13 protein-coding genes are annotated in these 15,653 nt (G+C 60.4%); 9 read left to right on the top strand and 4 right to left on the bottom strand.

Annotated features, from left to right (window positions below; translation table 11 throughout):
* Window positions 1-21 precede the first annotated feature (21 nt).
* Window positions 22-645, bottom strand: coding sequence for a thiamine phosphate synthase (locus BLS57_RS10615; protein WP_093742035.1), 624 nt, complete (start codon window positions 643-645; stop codon window positions 22-24).
* 122 nt (window positions 646-767) lie between these two features.
* On the opposite strand from BLS57_RS10615, the gene BLS57_RS10610 reads away from it, so the two are divergent.
* The 4 genes from BLS57_RS10610 (at window position 768) to BLS57_RS10595 (ending at window position 4,933) form a co-directional block, all read left to right on the top strand.
* Entirely contained in the window at window positions 768-1,532 is a 765-nt protein-coding gene (locus BLS57_RS10610; RefSeq protein ID WP_093742033.1) for an RNA methyltransferase, read from the top strand.
* Window positions 1,533-1,799: 267 nt separating this feature from the next.
* Window positions 1,800-2,945, top strand: a complete 1,146-nt coding sequence (gene ctaA, locus BLS57_RS10605; RefSeq protein WP_093742031.1) for a heme A synthase — start codon at window positions 1,800-1,802, stop codon at window positions 2,943-2,945.
* 3 nt (window positions 2,946-2,948) lie between these two features.
* On the top strand, window positions 2,949-4,430 hold the full coding sequence (locus tag BLS57_RS10600) for a carboxypeptidase M32 (RefSeq protein ID WP_093742029.1): 1,482 nt from the start codon (window positions 2,949-2,951) through the stop codon (window positions 4,428-4,430).
* Window positions 4,431-4,594: 164 nt separating this feature from the next.
* Window positions 4,595-4,933: a hypothetical protein gene (locus tag BLS57_RS10595; protein WP_093742027.1), complete on the top strand. Its 339-nt coding sequence runs from the start codon at window positions 4,595-4,597 to the stop codon at window positions 4,931-4,933.
* A 135-nt stretch (window positions 4,934-5,068) separates the two neighbouring features.
* On the opposite strand, the gene gyrA is transcribed toward BLS57_RS10595, so the two are convergent.
* Window positions 5,069-7,819, bottom strand: coding sequence for a DNA gyrase subunit A (gyrA, locus tag BLS57_RS10590; RefSeq protein WP_093742025.1), 2,751 nt, complete (start codon window positions 7,817-7,819; stop codon window positions 5,069-5,071).
* A gap of 190 nt (window positions 7,820-8,009) precedes the next feature.
* Between gyrA and BLS57_RS10585 the strand changes: the two genes are divergently transcribed.
* Window positions 8,010-8,279, top strand: coding sequence for an usg protein (locus tag BLS57_RS10585; RefSeq protein WP_093742023.1), 270 nt, complete (start codon window positions 8,010-8,012; stop codon window positions 8,277-8,279).
* Window positions 8,280-8,289: 10 nt separating this feature from the next.
* Here BLS57_RS10585 and BLS57_RS10580 read toward each other — a convergent pair whose 3' ends face one another.
* A complete protein-coding gene (locus tag BLS57_RS10580) occupies window positions 8,290-9,237 on the bottom strand; it encodes a radical SAM protein (protein ID WP_093742021.1) in 948 nt (315 codons plus the stop codon).
* Window positions 9,238-9,397: 160 nt separating this feature from the next.
* Between BLS57_RS10580 and zwf the strand changes: the two genes are divergently transcribed.
* The 4 genes from zwf (at window position 9,398) to BLS57_RS10560 (ending at window position 14,876) form a co-directional block, all read left to right on the top strand.
* Entirely contained in the window at window positions 9,398-10,861 is a 1,464-nt protein-coding gene (gene zwf, locus BLS57_RS10575) for a glucose-6-phosphate dehydrogenase (RefSeq protein WP_093742019.1), read from the top strand.
* Entirely contained in the window at window positions 10,858-11,529 is a 672-nt protein-coding gene (gene pgl, locus BLS57_RS10570; RefSeq protein WP_093742017.1) for a 6-phosphogluconolactonase, read from the top strand. Before zwf ends, pgl begins: the two co-directional genes overlap by 4 nt.
* Complete coding sequence (gene pgi / locus BLS57_RS10565) at window positions 11,526-13,118, top strand: glucose-6-phosphate isomerase (protein WP_093742015.1); 1,593 nt, start codon at window positions 11,526-11,528, stop codon at window positions 13,116-13,118. The genes pgl and pgi overlap by 4 nt, the downstream gene beginning before the upstream one ends.
* A gap of 129 nt (window positions 13,119-13,247) precedes the next feature.
* Window positions 13,248-14,876, top strand: coding sequence for a long-chain-fatty-acid--CoA ligase (locus BLS57_RS10560; protein ID WP_093742013.1), 1,629 nt, complete (start codon window positions 13,248-13,250; stop codon window positions 14,874-14,876).
* Window positions 14,877-14,932: 56 nt separating this feature from the next.
* Here BLS57_RS10560 and parA read toward each other — a convergent pair whose 3' ends face one another.
* Window positions 14,933-15,568, bottom strand: coding sequence for a ParA family partition ATPase (gene parA, locus BLS57_RS10555; RefSeq protein ID WP_093742011.1), 636 nt, complete (start codon window positions 15,566-15,568; stop codon window positions 14,933-14,935).
* Window positions 15,569-15,653 lie beyond the last annotated feature (85 nt).

Raw genomic sequence — 15,653 nt, 5'->3', positions numbered from 1 at the left:
TCGGGCTGCCTAACTAGATGCTTAGCCCTGCATCGCGGCGATCAGAGTTGCCAGTTCCGCGACCGGGTCGTCTTTGTCCCAAATCTCAGCGCCAATGCCGAAGAAGTCGGTGCAGGGTGCTAGTGCGCGCACCATATTGATGTCAAGCGCACCTTCGGCAACCACGGGCACTTCGATCACTTCGGACCACCACTGGAACAACTCGGCCTCGGCAAAGCTGCCGTCGCCAAGGGTGCTGGCCTGAACTGGGCCAAAGCTCACGTAATCCGCGCCCGCTTCGCCCGCGGCCATGCCTTCGTGCCGCGAGGTGTTGCAAAAGCTGCCCACGATGGCGTCTTCGCCCAGTTCTTTGCGCGCGTGGCGCACGGTGCGGGCCGCATCGCTGAGGTGCACACCATCGAGGCCGAGCTTCTCTACCATCAACAGATGGTCCGAGATCACCAGTGCCACATCGCGCGCATGCGTCACTTCGCGCAGCGCGTCGCCTGCGCGGGACAGCCGATCTTCGTCGTGGGTGGAGAGCGCCATGCGTACGCAGGCCACGGGATGCGCGTCCAACACGGCGGCAAGCTGCGCCGGGAAGCGGCTGAGTTCAACTTCGGGTGGGGTGATAAGGTAAATCTGCGGCTGTTCTGGCGCGTCCATGGTCACTGTCCTTGCTCGGGTCTGGAGGTCTGAGTAGCGCAAGGCGTTGCAAAAGAAAACGGATATGCGTCTGCGGCGCAGGCTTTCTTGCGGTGTGGAGACGCAGGGGCTATGAGGCGCGCATGACAGAGACATCCGCACCCCCCGTTCTATCTGCCTCCATCCCGGCCATCGTGCTTGTGCGTCCCCAGATGGGCGAGAACATCGGTGCCGCGGCGCGGGCGATGTGGAACTTTGGCCTTGATCACATGCGTGTCGTGGCCCCTCGTGACGGCTGGCCAAACCCCTCGGCGGTGGCCATGGCGTCGGGGGCGGGGCGGCTCTTGGATGAGGCGCAGCATTGCACTGATTTGCCGAGCGCGCTTGCCGATTGTGATTTCACCTTTGCCACCACGGCGCGGGGGCGGGATTTGACCAAGCCGGTCTATAGTCCCGAGGCCGCGATGAAGCTGGCGGCGGAAAAGATCGTTTCAGGACAACGGGTTGCGGTGCTCTTTGGGCCAGAGCGGGCGGGGTTGGAGAATGAGGACATTGCGCAGGCCAATGCGATTGTGTCGGTGCCGGTGAACCCGCGCTTTGCTTCGCTGAACCTCGCGCAATGTGTGTTGCTGATGTCTTATGAATGGATGCGCGCGCAGGGTGAGGTGACCCATGAGGTGACCGAGATGGCGGGCACGGATTGGGCCAAGGGGGCCGAGATCGACCATTTGGCGCGGCATTATGAGGATCAGTTGGCCGAGGCGGGGTTCTTCTTTCCCGAGCATAAGACCGCCTCGATGAAGCTGAACCTGCGCAATATGTGGTCGCGGATGCCGCTGACGCGGGCGGATGTGCAGATGTTGCATGGTATCCTGCGGCAAATGGTCCGCTGGAAAGAGAAGGGCTGAGGGGAGGCTGAGGGCCAGCGCCTGCCCGTGGGGTGGCGATCCTGAGGTCTATCCACGCCACTTTATGGTGCAGCGTCAATGCTTTGTCTCAAAGTTGCACCCAGCCTCACCAAATCGCCTCCCCGTGGGGCGGGCAGGCGATGGCCCGGCGCCTGCGGCTTGATTCCGGGCGGGGCTGCCTCTGGCCCATTGGGAACATAACGCCCCCGCTAGACCTTTCCCATCCCATGGCATACCACTGCATCCAAACGGAAAATGAGGCGCGCCATGGCGGAAAAACGCAAACTTTTCGAAGAGGTCGGGACCGACCAACCCACCCGTGCCCCGGTTCAAACCGGCGGCATTGACAAAGGCCGGGGCGGCGCGCGTGGCGCGATCCGCATCTGGCTGATGATCCTCTTTGCGCTGGTCTTTGTCATGATCGCCGTGGGCGGGCTGACACGGCTGACCGACAGCGGGCTAAGCATCACCGAATGGCGCCCGGTCACCGGGGCCATGCCCCCGATGAACGACGCTGACTGGCAGTCCGAGTTCGATAAATACAAGCAGATCGACGAGTTCCAAGTCCAGAACAAATGGATGGAACTCTCTGATTTTAAACGCATCTACTGGTGGGAATGGGGCCACCGGCAGTTGGGTCGGGTCATCGGCCTCGTCTGGGCCTTGGGCTTTCTGTACTTCCTGATCCGCCGTCAAATTCCGGTGGGCTGGAATAAACGCCTGATCTTTATCGGCGCGCTTGGCGGCGCGCAGGGGGCGATTGGCTGGTGGATGGTCGCCTCGGGCGTGACCAGCGGGCAGGGGGTGACCGATGTGGCCTCCTACCGTTTGGCAACGCATCTGGGGCTGGCTTTTGTGATCCTCGGGTTCATCACGTGGTATGCGTTGCTGCTGGGCCGCCCTGAGCGCGACCTGATGCAAGCCCGCCGCGCCAAGGAGGCCAAACAGTTTGGCCTTGCCACCGGGTTGCTGCATTTTGCTTTTCTGCAAATCCTACTGGGCGCTTTGGTCGCCGGGATCGACGCGGGACGCTATTTTATCGACTGGCCGCTGATGCAGGGGCAGTTCTTCCCACCCGACGCGTTTGACATCACTCCGGCTTGGCGCAATTTCTTTGAAAACCCCGGTCTCGTGCAGTTCATGCACCGTATGGCGGGCTATCTTCTGGCAATCTTCGGCGTGGTGGTTTGGCTGCGCGGCCGTCGCTCGGCCCATGCGCGCACGCGCTTTGCCTTTAACGCCGTTATGGCGGCACTGGCGCTGCAGATCGTGCTGGGCATCACCACGGTCCTCTACGCCGCGCCCGTTCACATCGCCTTGGCGCACCAGGCGCTGGCTGTTCTGCTTTGGGTGCTGATCCTGCGGGCGCGTTTCCTCGCCGCCTATCCCATTGCCACATCGCTGAGAGGCTGAGACATGACTGCATATGATGATCTAATGGCCTTCCAGCGCGAGACCGAGGCACTGGCCCAAGTGGCAGGCCGTTTGGGCTGGGACCAAGAGACGGTCATGCCCCGTGGCGCAGCACCGCAGCGCGGCGAGGAAATGGCGGCAATGGAAAGCGTGCTACACGCCCGTCGGGTGGACCCGCGTATCGCCGATTGGTTAACGGCAATCGAACCCAGCAACCTTGACGACGTCGGACGCGCCAACCTGCGCCACATCAAACGCGACCATGACCGCGCCGCCCGCGTGCCGGCTGAACTTGCCGCCCGGATCGCCCGGGTCACATCTGCCGCACAGGGCACATGGGCCGAAGCCCGCGCCGCCGATGACTTCGCCGCATTTGCTCCCACGTTAGATGAGGTCATTGCCCTGAAACGTGAAGAGGGTGCCGCTCTGGCCGAGGGCCGCGGCATCGGTATCTACGACGCGATGCTTGAGGACTATGAGCCCGGAACCGCAGCAGCGGATCTCGAAGCGATGTTCGGAGCGTTGCGTCCAAAGCTCTCCGAGTTGCGCGCTGCTGTGCGCGAGGCCGAAGCCCCTCCGGTGCTGGAAGGCGTCTTTGATGAAGCGGCTCAAATGGCGCTGACAAGCAAACTTGCGCGCCATTTCGGCTATGACCTGACCACCGGGCGGATCGACAAAGCGGTGCATCCGTTCTCATCCGGCTCTGGTCTAGACGTCCGGATTACGACCCGCACCAATGCATTGGACCCGTTCAATTGCTTCTATTCCACAGTGCATGAGGTCGGCCATGCAGCCTATGAACAGGGCATCGACAGCGCCTATTTGCTGACCCCTCTGGGACGCGGCGTGTCGATGGGCGTGCATGAAAGCCAGAGCCGGATTTATGAGAATCAGATCGGTCGCAGTCGCGCTTTCACCGGCTGGCTGTTTGGCGAGATGAAAGACGCCTTTGGCGATTTCGGCGTGGCGGATGAGGATACCTTTTACCGCATCGTAAACAGGGTCTCTGATGGTTTCATCCGCACCGAGGCGGATGAGTTGCAGTATAACCTGCATGTGTTGCTGCGCTTTGATCTGGAACGCGCCCTGATGTCGGGTGACCTCCAGGTGTCTGACCTCGAAGCCGCTTGGAATGACCGGTTTGAAGCGGATTTCGGCTATAAAGTGGACCGTCCCTCGAATGGCGTTCTGCAAGACGTTCACTGGTCGGTTGGCCTGCTCGGGTATTTCCCGACTTATACGCTGGGCAATGTCTATGCCGGATGTCTGCACGAGGCAATGCGCGTGGCGTTACCTGACTTGGATGCTGACCTAGCGCGCGGCGATACAAGCGCGGCAACAGGCTGGCTGCGCAACAACGTCCAAAAACACGGCGGTCTCTACGCGCCGCGGGAGGTCATCGCGAAGGCCTGCGGCCAAGAGCCCGGCGAAGCGCCACTTCTTGCCTATCTAGAGAAAAAGTTTGCACAAATTTATGATATTTAGCTAGAAAGACAGGGAACGTGGCCAGATTTTAAGCGTTTGTGTCCGGAGCGCTTCGTACACGTCTAAATTAACTATGGATTAACAATTCGGCTTTGCGCGTATTGGAGAGATGTGCCATGATGCGATCAACCGGAATTTGAAATTATCACAGGAGTATCTTCGAGATGAAAATGTTTGCGACAGTTACAGCAGCGACAATCGCACTTGCAGGTGCGTCTTTCGCTCAGACGACCACTCAAGCTGGTGTGCTGGGTGCATCGGGCGATCCCGTTTATGAACTGCAAGTTCAGGGTGCAAATGGTATCATCTACAACTGCAAGCCTGAGCCAGTTGTGGTCGACGGTAACACTGCCCGCGTATGTGTGCGTGCTGATGATGCGAATCTCTTCGCGGTAGGTTCCGGCATTGGTAGCGGTGCAGCTGCGGCTGGCGCGGTTCTCGTGCTTATTGGCTTGGCCTCTGGTGGTTCTTCGTCCTCCACTACGACGACAACAACCAACTAAGTTGACCTAGCTTCTTAGCGTCAAAGTTCTAAAAAGCCCCTGCATTTGAAATGCAGGGGCTTTTTTTCGTTTGGCGAAATGTTCGCAGAAATTTTGAAGTTTTGCGCTGCTCCAGAAGGAGGGCGATACCCCCGATTACTCGGGAGTATCGCTAGCTTCGATGGCGTCGGCTTCTTCGTCGCCTTGGTCGGCGATCCAAGCGACGCTCACAACTTCTTCGTTCTTGCCAGTGCTAAAGACCTTCACCCCACCTGCGCTGCGCGAGCGGAAGGAGATGCCTTCGACGGGCACGCGGATCGACTGGCCCTTAGACGTCGCCAGCATCACCTGATCCGACATTTCAACCGGGAAACAGGCGACGATTGGCCCATGGGCCATGGCTTTGCTCCAGGCGGTGACGCCCATGCCGCCGCGGCCACGCACCGGGTAGTCATGTGCCGAAGACACTTTGCCCGCGCCCTTGGCAGTGATGGTCAGGATCAGATCTTCCGCCGCCGACATCTCTGCATAACGTTCGGTGCTAAGCTGCCCGGCCTGAACCTGCTCTTCCTCGTCATCGCTGCTATCGTCATCTGTCAACCCGGCCATCAGGCGGCGCTGCTTGAGATAGGCGACACGCTCTTCCGAAGCGGCCTCGAAGTGGCGAATGACGGACATGGACACGACGGTATCGTCCTTGCCGAGCCGGATGCCGCGTACCCCAACTGAGTTGCGCGAGTTGAAGACCCGCACGTCGGTGGCTGGAAAGCGGATCGCGCGGCCAGCATCGGTCACCAGCATGACATCGTCATCATTCGACGCGATGCGCGCATTGATCAACGTGGTGCCTTGGTGCTCGCCTTCGAACTTCATGGCGATCTTGCCGTTGGACTTCACATTGGTGAAATCCGACAGTTTGTTACGGCGGACTGTGCCCGCAGAGGTAGCAAAGACAACTTGCAAATCGTCCCATTCTTCCTCGTCCCGGTCGACGGGCATAATCGCCGCGATGGAGACGCCTGTGGGGATCGGCAGGATGTTGACGATGGCCTTGCCCTTGGCAATCCGCGCCCCTTGGGGGAGGCGCCAAGTTTTCAATTTGTAGACCATGCCGTCGGTGGTGAAGAACAAAAGCTGGGTGTGGGTGTTGGCGACGAAAAGGTTGGTGACGACATCCTCTTCCTTGGTCTGCATGCCAGAGACACCCTTGCCACCCCGGCGCTGCGCGCGGAAGTCGGCCAGTGGCGTGCGTTTGATGTAACCGCCGGAGGTCACGGTCACGACCATGTCCTCACGGGCGATCAGGTCTTCGTCGTCCATGTCGCCGGACCAGTCGACGATTTCGGTGCGGCGCGGCACGGCGAATTGGTCGCGGACCTCGCGCAGCTCGTCCGAGATGATGCCGAGGATGCGTTCGCGGCTGCCCAGAATTTCAAGGTATTCTTTGATCTTGCTGGCCAGCTCTTCGAGCTCGTCGGTGACTTCTTTCACACCGATCTGTGTCAGGCGCTGCAAGCGCAGTTCCAGAATCGCGCGGGCCTGCGCCTCGGACAGGTTGTAGGTGCCGTCATCATTGGCGGTATGGGTCGGATCATCGATTAGCGCGATATAGGGCAGGATGTCTTCGGCGGGCCAGCGCCGCGTCATCAGCTTTTCACGCGCCTCGGCGGCGTCTGCGGAGGAGCGGATCGTGGCGACGACTTCGTCGATATTGGTGACGGCCACGGCCAGACCACAGAGGATATGGCTGCGCTCGCGGGCCTTGCGCAGCAGAAAGGCGGTGCGGCGGGCCACAACGTCTTCGCGGAAGTCGATGAAATAGCTAAGGAATTTGCGCAAAGTGAGCTGCTCGGGGCGGCCGCCGTTCAGCGCCAGCATGTTACAGCCAAAATAGGTCTGCATCGGGGTGAAGCGGTAAAGCTGGTTCATCACCACCTCGGCGGTGGCGTCGCGCTTCAGCTCGACCACCACGCGCACGCCATTACGGTCGCTTTCGTCCTGAACGTGGGAAATGCCCTCGATCTTCTTGTCGCGGACCTGTTCGGCGATCTTTTCGATCATCGAGGCCTTGTTGACCTGATAGGGGATCTCGTCGATCACGATGGCCCAGCGGTCTTTGCGGATTTCCTCAACCCGCGTCTTGGCGCGGATCACCACGCTGCCACGCCCCTCAAGATAGGCTTTGCGCGCGCCGGAACGGCCCAGCATGATCCCGCCTGTGGGGAAATCGGGGCCGGGGACATAGTCGATCAATTGCTCGGAGGTCAGATCGGGGTCTTCGATCAGAGCCAATGTGGCGTCGACAACTTCGCCCAAGTTATGTGGCGGGATGTTAGTCGCCATGCCGACGGCAATGCCGCCCGCGCCATTGACCAGCATGTTGGGGAAGCGCGCGGGCAGAACCGTGGGTTCTTTCTGCTTGCCGTCGTAGTTGTCCTGAAAATCGACCGTGTCCTTGTCGATATCGGCCAGCAGATAGGCGGCGGGCTTGTCCATGCGCACTTCGGTATAGCGCATCGCCGCCGGGTTATCGCCGTCCATCGAGCCAAAGTTGCCCTGACCGTCCAAAAGCGGCAGCGACATGGAGAAATCCTGCGCCATCCGCACCAGCGCGTCATAGATCGCGCTATCGCCATGCGGGTGGTACTGGCCCATCACGTCGCCGACAGGACGCGCGGATTTGCGGTAGGATTTGTCGTGGGTGTTGCCGGTCTCATGCATGGCAAAAAGGATGCGGCGGTGTACCGGTTTCAGACCATCGCGCAGGTCGGGAATCGCCCGGCTGACGATCACCGACATCGCATAGTCCAGATAGGACGTGCGCATCTCGTGTTCGATTGTCACCGACGGCCCGTGGAAAATAGGCTTTTCGTCTGCGTTTTCAGGGGTATCCGGCGTATCGGTCACGTATCTTGCCCACCATTTTTATGGTTCTATATCTTGCGGTTTTCTATAGCAGACGGGGCATATCAGGTGCAATGGCTGTGGCCGAAACGCACTGGCAGCACTTGGGGCGAAGTGCCAACATACTGTTTTCATTGAAAAGTAAAAATTATCGGGCAAGCTTGTCTTACGCAGGCAGTCAAGGAGGCGCAACATGCCCCGCAGTGAAACCGAATTAATGCTCAAAGGCTATGGTCTGACCACGGCTGAATTCTTTTACCACATGCCCGACTATAGCCATGTGCTCAACAGCTATATCTGGCAGGACTATGACATCGCGCCGGACCATCCGCGTCTGTTTGAATTCGTTGAATTTTGGCGGGCGGAACTGGACGGGCCGTTGCATTCGGTGCGCTTTACGCACCGCAAGATGATCGGCCCCGGTGAATGGCAAAATCAGGTGGGCGAATTTACGCTACACTAAGGGGCAGGGGTCAGGCCGAACAGCTTGCCCCGCCCAGCACGCAGAATTTCGCGCAATGGGGGTGGTTGAGCGCCACGTCGCGCTCAGCTTCGGCCAAGGTGGTGCCGAGTTCAAACTCCGCGTCGTAGGGCAGCAGCGTGCAGGCGAGCACGGCAGGCTTTTCCGCGCCTTTGCGTTTGACCACCATGCGCGAGGACGAGCACATCACCGCGTCGGGGGATTTGTCCAATATGCTCCAGCAAGCGGTGGTGATCTCGGGCACTTCGACGGCCTCGTCCATCTCGGGGAAAAGCACCGTCATGCCGGGATCCTGCGCGTCGATGTCAAAGCCGTGTTCGGCATAAAACGCGGCGTAGCCTGCGCGGCTGTCGGCGTCACTGTCCGCAAAGATTGAGCGGCCCGCCACGGCCATACGGAACCCGTTGTCGCGCAGCCATTCCATGCCCAGAAGCGTCTTGTCGAAGGCGCCTTCGCCACGCTCCGCGTCATGCAAATCGCGGCGATAGTGGTCGACGGAGATGCGGAAGGTCATCTTACCCGGATAAGCATCGCGCAGGCGCAGCAACCCGTTTTGCACGGACTTGCGCATCATCGGGCGCATGGCGTTGGTCAGGATCAGTACGTCGTAGCCGCGTGCCAGTGACGCTTCGGTGATGTCGATCATCTGCGGGTTCATGAAGGGCTCGCCGCCGGTAAAGGCGATCTCGCGCACCGGCCATGCGCGTTCTTCGATCTGGTCGAGGTAGTCGCGTACCTCGTCCGCCGTGATATAGACCAGCGCGTCGTTGCTGGGGCTGGAGGCGATATAGCAATTCACGCATTCGATATTGCACAGCGTGCCGGTGTTGAACCACAACGTCTCGGCCCCGCGTAGCGCCACGGTGGCGCGCGGTTCCCCCTTGGCGGTGACCGCCGGGTTCTGGAACTTGCCCTCGTTTGCTTGCGCCATATCTTTCATCATTGGTCCTTGCGTGATCTGCTAAGTTCGCGTCCTGTCGTGCTAAGCTATTGCGGCCCTACCTAAAAGTCCAAGTCGCGGGGTGCACAGTCTTGTGAAGAAGGTGAGAATAGGTATGTTTGCGCTGACCAAACCATGTTGCACGGGCAAGGAATAATCTATGGTTTCGCGTGTCATTCCGGTCGATCCATTCGATCTGGTCATCTTCGGCGGCACGGGGGACCTTGCCCGGCGCAAGATTCTGCCCGGCCTTTATCGACGCTTTTGCGCAGGGCAGATGCCGGACGAGGCGCGTATCGTCGGTGCGGCCCGGACCGATATGGATGCGGAAGGCTACCGCGAGATGGTGGCCGAAGCGATTGAAGAGTTTGGCGGACAGGAAATCTGTGGGCAACTCGACACCTTTCTGAAGCTCATTGATTATATCGCCATTGATGCCAAGGGCGAAACCGGGTGGGCCGCTCTGCAAGAGACGATGGCTGCGAAAGAGCGGATCGAAGTCTATTACTTCTCCGTTGCCCCCTCGCTCTTTGGCGATCTGGCGGAGCGGTTACAGCACTGGGGCATGGCAGGGCCGGAGAGCCGTATTGTCGTCGAAAAGCCCTTTGGCCGTGATCTTGAGAGCGCGCGGGCCCTTAACGCAACGCTGGCGCATTATTTCAAAGAAGAGCAAATCTACCGGATCGACCACTACCTTGGCAAAGAGACGGTGCAGAACCTCATGGCCGTGCGGTTCGGCAATATGCTGTTCGAGCCTCTGTGGAACCGGCAGTATGTCGATCACATCCAAATCACGGTGGCCGAGACTGTGGGCGTCGGGGGGCGCGGCGAGTATTACGACAAATCGGGCGCCATGCGCGATATGGTTCAGAACCACCTGATGCAACTGTTGTGCCTCATCGCCATGGAGCCACCTGCGCGTTTTGATCCGGATGCAGTGCGTGATGAAAAGCTCAAAGTGATCCGCGCGCTTGACCCGGTGTTGCCACATCACCTGATCCGGGGACAGTATCTGGCTGAGCCGGGGGACGAAGAAAAGTACCCCAGCTACCGCGAAGCCGTGGGTGATCCGCGTTCGCGCACGGAAAGTTTTGTGGCGCTTAAGGCGCATATCAGCAACTGGCGCTGGCATGGTACGCCGTTCTATCTGCGCACCGGTAAACGCATGGTCGCGCGCTCCAGCGAAATCACGGTCGTGTTCAAGGACACGCCACACTCAATTTTTGCTGAGGACGCTGGCCGTCATCGCAATGTGTTGTCGATCCGCTTGCAGCCTAACGAAGGCATTACGCTGGGCGTGACGATCAAGGAACCGGGGCCGGGGGGTATGCGTCTTGTCGATGTGCCGCTTGATATGACCTTTGCCGAAGCGCTCGGGCCGGATGGCGGCGATCAGGTTGATGCTTATGAGCGGCTGATTATGGACGTGGTACGGGGCAACCAGACCCTGTTCATGCGCGACGATGAGGTCGAGGCCGCTTGGGCCTGGACCGATCCGATCATTCAGGGCTGGGAGGCGCGACATGACGTGCCGAAACCCTATGACAACGGCTCGGCAGGGCCAACGGATGCGATTGAAATGATGCGGCGCGATGGCCGTGAATGGCGAAAGGTATCCCCATGAACATCATCGAATATGCAGACCGCGAAATGCTGGTGATGAATGTCGCCAACAAGCTGGCGGGCAAGCTGAAATCTGCGCTTTCGGGCAATGATCGCGCGACGCTGGCAGTACCCGGCGGCTCGACCCCGGGGCCGATCTTCGAGATGCTCTCGGCCACGGACCTCGACTGGGCGCGGGTCGATGTGATGCTGACCGATGAACGCTGGGTGGGCGAGGATGATGAACGCTCCAATGCCCGCTTGGTCAAAGAACACCTTTTGACCGGCCATGCCGCCGCCGCGCGGTTCATCCCCTTTTACCGCGATGCGCTCACACCCGCCGAGGGGGCCGAGCAGGTTGCTCCGTCGCTGGCGGCCTATATGCCGCTGTCCGTGGCGCTGATGGGCATGGGGGATGACATGCACACCGCCTCGCTCTTCCCCGGCGATCCGGGTCTGCCTGCAGCACTTGCGAACGACGCGCCGCTACTGTGTCCCGTCTATCCTGAGAGCCAGTCTACTCCGCGTGTGACGTTGCCGGCCCATGTGCTGAACGGCGCATTGAACAAACATCTGGTGATCTTCGGGAGCGAGAAGCTTGCGGCGCTGAAGCGGGCGGAGAAGCTTTCGGTCAAGGAAGCCCCGATCTCGGCGTTGCTTGACGATCTGGAGGTCTACTGGGCGGAATGACCGAGATTTGGCAACAGTTAAATGACCGGGAGCGGGCGACTGCTGACCGTCGCATTACCAAGCTTTTCGATGCGCCGGATCGCGCGGCGGAGTTCTCGGTCCGGACCCAGCATATGCTTTTTGACTATGCCAAGACGAACATCGACGCGGAAATCCGCGCGATCCTGTTGGAACTGGTTGAGCAGGCTGACGTGGCCGCCCGCCGTGATGCCATGTTCAACGGTGACGCGATCAACGAGACCGAAGGCCGGGCGGTGCTGCATACGGCTCTGCGCAACCTTGATAGCGGGGCGGTCGAGGTTGCGGGCGAAGATGTGATGCCCGAGGTGCTGGACACTTTGGCCCGGATGCGTCGCTTTGCCGATGAGGTCCGCGAAAGTGGCATCACCGATGTGGTCAACATCGGCATCGGTGGATCCGACCTTGGCCCCGCCATGGCGACCCGTGCGCTGTCACCCTATCACGACGGGCCGCGCTGCCATTTTGTCTCCAACGTCGACGGCGCCCATATATCGGATACGTTGCGCGGGCTGGAGGCGAAAACGACGCTGGTGATCGTCGCGTCAAAGACCTTTACCACCATTGAGACCATGACCAACGCCCGCACCGCCCGCGCATGGATGCAGGATCATGGAGGCGACCCATCGCAACAGTTTGCCGCGCTGAGCAGCGCGGAAGAGAAGACGGCTGAGTTCGGCATCGACCCGTCGCGCGTCTTCGGGTTTGAAGATTGGGTCGGGGGGCGCTACTCGCTCTGGGGGCCGATTGGCCTGTCGCTGATGATCGCCATCGGGCCTAAGGCCTTTGACAACTTCCTGCGCGGCGGGCAGGAGATGGACCGCCACTTCCGCGCCGCCGCGCCGCATGAAAACATGCCGATGATGCTGGCCTTGGTTGGCGTCTGGCACAATCAAATCTGCGGCTACGCGACCCGCGCCGTGCTGCCCTATGACCAACGGCTGGAAATGCTGCCGGATTACCTTCAGCAGCTCGAGATGGAATCGAACGGCAAAAGCGTTTTGATGAACGGTGAGGGCAGCCCACGCGACACCGGTCCGATTGTTTGGGGCGCTGCGGGGACCAATGGACAGCATGCATTCTATCAGTTGATCCACCAGGGCACGCGCGTCGTGCCTTGCGAATTCCTCGTCGCGGCCAACGGACATGAGCCGGATCTGAAGCACCACCATGATCTGCTACTTGCCAACTGTCTGGCCCAATCCGAAGCGCTGATGCGCGGTCGCTCTCTGGACGAAGCCAGCGCCCTTATGCGCGACAAAGGGCTGGCGGGGGCGGAGCTAGAACGCCAAGCTCGCCACCGCGTGTTCCCCGGCAATCGCCCTTCGACCACGCTTATCTACCCGCGGCTTGATCCGTTCACGTTGGGCCAGATCGTTGCACTTTATGAGCATCGGGTCTTTGTCGAAGGTGTGATCCTCGGGATTAACTCCTTTGACCAATGGGGTGTGGAATTGGGCAAGGAACTCGCCAAAGCATTGCAGCCGCTGGTGGAAGGCGAAGCCTCTGCTGATGGCAAGGACGGCTCGACAGCAGGGTTGATCGATTACATCCACCGTCACCGCGACTGAGCAGCCACGCTGCGCAAGTTGGGCAACTTTGCGTAACGCAGCGTCCTACCGGCGCGGAGCCCTTGCAAGACCCCCGCCCTTTGGTCACGCTGCCGCCTGACACAGATCAAACGAGGAGGGGAGCCCAATATGCTTGGCCAAATGATGACGCAGCCGCTGCTGATTTCGAGCCTGATCGCCCATGCTGAACGCTATCATGCGGAAGGCGAGATCATTTCGGTCAACACCACTGGCGGGGTGGAGGAAACCAACTGGGGCACGGTGGCTGAGAACGCGCGGCGGCTTGCCTCGGCGCTGACCAATCTCGGGCTGCCCGCGCAGGCGCGCTGCGGCACAATTGCTTGGAACAACCGGCGGCATCTTGAGATCTACTTTGGCACCTCGGGCGCGGGCTTTGTCTGCCATACGATCAACCCGCGGCTGTTTCCTGAACAATTGGTCTATATCCTCAACCACGCCGCTGATGAGGTTCTCTTCATCGACAAGACCTTTGTGCCGCTGGTCGCTGCGATCCGTGACAAGCTGGAGCATCTCAAACATCTCGTACTCATGTCCGGGCCTGACGCGGAAGCCGCCGAAGCGGTGCCGGGGCTGATTTTTTATGATGAGCTGGTCGCCTCCGGCGATGCCGGGTTTGATTGGCCCGAACTGGATGAAAATACGGCGTCGAGTCTTTGCTACACTTCCGGCACCACGGGCAACCCAAAGGGCGTTCTCTATTCCCATCGCTCCACCGTGTTGCACTCCTTTGGCATCAACATGGCCGACAGTATCGCTATTTCCGCGCGGGATATCGTCATGGCCGTGGTGCCGATGTTCCACGTCAACGCTTGGGGCAGCCCCTATGCCAGCGCCATGACCGGCGCGCGGATGGTGCTGCCGGGGCCGAACCTTGACGGGGCGTCGCTGGTCGGGTTGATCGACGATTACCGCGTCTCCCTGGCGCTCGGGGTGCCGACGATCTGGCTGGGGCTTTTGGGCGCGGCCAAACAGTCGGGCAGCAAGCTGGAAAGCCTTGAGCGCACGGTTGTGGGCGGCTCGGCCTGTCCGCCGTCGATGATCAAGACCTTCCGCGAGGACTACGGTGTTGAGACGATCCACGCTTGGGGCATGACCGAGATGTCACCGGTGGGCAGCGTCAACAAGCCGCTGGCCAAACATGCCGATTTGCCTGAAGCGGAGCAGCACAAGCTGCGCGAAAACCAAGGCCGCCCGGTTTTTGGCGTCGAGTTGGACATTTGGAGCGATGACGGCAAACCGCTGCCCCATGACGGTGAAACCCAAGGCGCGCTGGTAACGCGGGGGCATTGGATTTTGGACGCCTATTACCGCTCGGACCGCGACAGCACCCTGCGCGATGGTTGGTTTGACACCGGCGATATCGCCACGATGGACGCCGACGGCTATGTCACCATCCGCGACCGGGCCAAGGACATCATCAAATCTGGAGGCGAATGGATCAGTTCGGTTGAGCTTGAGAACATTGCCATCGCCCATCCCGATCTGGCGGATGCCGCCGTGATCGGTGCAACCCATCCCAAATGGGATGAACGTCCCGTGCTGGTGGCGGTCAAGGCCGAGGGGGCCAACCCGTCTGAGGCCGATGTGCTTAAGGTCTTCGAAGATCAGATTGCGAAATGGCAGGTGCCGGACCGCGTGGTCTTTACCGACGCACTTCCGCGTAATGCGACGGGCAAAGTGCTCAAGCGTGACCTGCGGGATCAGTTTGGCGATGTGTTGATGGATGCAGAAGGCTAGGGCGCAAAGGCCTTAGTGGTCAAACGGCGGCAGCGGGGAAGGTTTCGCTGCCGCCCTCAGGGGGCAAGGAGCGCCGCAACCTCCTGTGCAAGCGCGCGCACCTCATCTGCCGCAGGGCCGGACTTTTTGGCTTCGATCACACCCAAACCACGTCCAAGCGCCTCGGCATAGATCACCCTATTGGCCAGCGCGGTCTGCAGCGGTGCAACGCCCAACTCGGCAACCGACGCCGCCACCTCGGCGCTGACGCGGGTGCCGGCGCGGGCGCGGTTCATTACGATATGGCGCGGTTTCCCCGCCCGTTCGGCAAGGTCCAGCACGTCATGGGTTGCCCAGACATCCGCTTGGCTGGTTGAGACTGGCACAAGCACCAGATCCGCTTCGCGCAGAACCCATCGCACGTCACTGTCGGCTTTGGGGGGCGTGTCGATCAGGATCACATCGACGGCGCTCATTTTCCGAATGGCGCGGGAGATGCCATAGGCGGTGGCGGTGGCAAACTGCAGCTTTGGGTCTTCCCCCAGCGTCTCTTCACGCACATCCAGCCATTTGCCGAGACTGCCCTGCGGATCGGTGTCGAACAGCGCCACGCTCTTGCCCTGCGCCAGATAGGCGGTGGCGAGGTTGGACACGAGGGTGGTCTTGCCAGCGCCCCCTTTCTGTTGGGCGATACAGATGATACGCGCGCTCATGGCTCAGGCCTCCAATGCTTCCTCTGCAGCGCAGCATACCGTGGTCGGATAAGCAAGCCTAAGAACCATCCGGGAGGTGTTTTGC

It is taken from the genome of Sulfitobacter delicatus (assembly GCF_900102535.1).
GTDB lineage: Bacteria > Pseudomonadota > Alphaproteobacteria > Rhodobacterales > Rhodobacteraceae > Sulfitobacter > Sulfitobacter delicatus.
Note: the sequence above shows the minus strand (reverse complement) of the source record. Positions and strands in the feature narration are given on the sequence as shown.

Bases quoted from the DNA above. Each gene is read 5' to 3' on its own strand.
- BLS57_RS10615 (WP_093742035.1), bottom strand. From the start codon at position 645: ATGGACGCGCCAGAACAGCCGCAGATTTACCTTATCACCCCACCCGAA.
- BLS57_RS10610 (WP_093742033.1), top strand. From the start codon at position 768: ATGACAGAGACATCCGCACCCCCCGTTCTATCTGCCTCCATCCCGGCC.
- ctaA (WP_093742031.1), top strand. From the start codon at position 1,800: ATGGCGGAAAAACGCAAACTTTTCGAAGAGGTCGGGACCGACCAACCC.
- BLS57_RS10600 (WP_093742029.1), top strand. From the start codon at position 2,949: ATGACTGCATATGATGATCTAATGGCCTTCCAGCGCGAGACCGAGGCA.
- BLS57_RS10595 (WP_093742027.1), top strand. From the start codon at position 4,595: ATGAAAATGTTTGCGACAGTTACAGCAGCGACAATCGCACTTGCAGGT.
- BLS57_RS10585 (WP_093742023.1), top strand. From the start codon at position 8,010: ATGCCCCGCAGTGAAACCGAATTAATGCTCAAAGGCTATGGTCTGACC.
- BLS57_RS10580 (WP_093742021.1), bottom strand. From the start codon at position 9,237: ATGAAAGATATGGCGCAAGCAAACGAGGGCAAGTTCCAGAACCCGGCG.
- zwf (WP_093742019.1), top strand. From the start codon at position 9,398: ATGGTTTCGCGTGTCATTCCGGTCGATCCATTCGATCTGGTCATCTTC.
- pgl (WP_093742017.1), top strand. From the start codon at position 10,858: ATGAACATCATCGAATATGCAGACCGCGAAATGCTGGTGATGAATGTC.
- pgi (WP_093742015.1), top strand. From the start codon at position 11,526: ATGACCGAGATTTGGCAACAGTTAAATGACCGGGAGCGGGCGACTGCT.
- BLS57_RS10560 (WP_093742013.1), top strand. From the start codon at position 13,248: ATGCTTGGCCAAATGATGACGCAGCCGCTGCTGATTTCGAGCCTGATC.
- parA (WP_093742011.1), bottom strand. From the start codon at position 15,568: ATGAGCGCGCGTATCATCTGTATCGCCCAACAGAAAGGGGGCGCTGGC.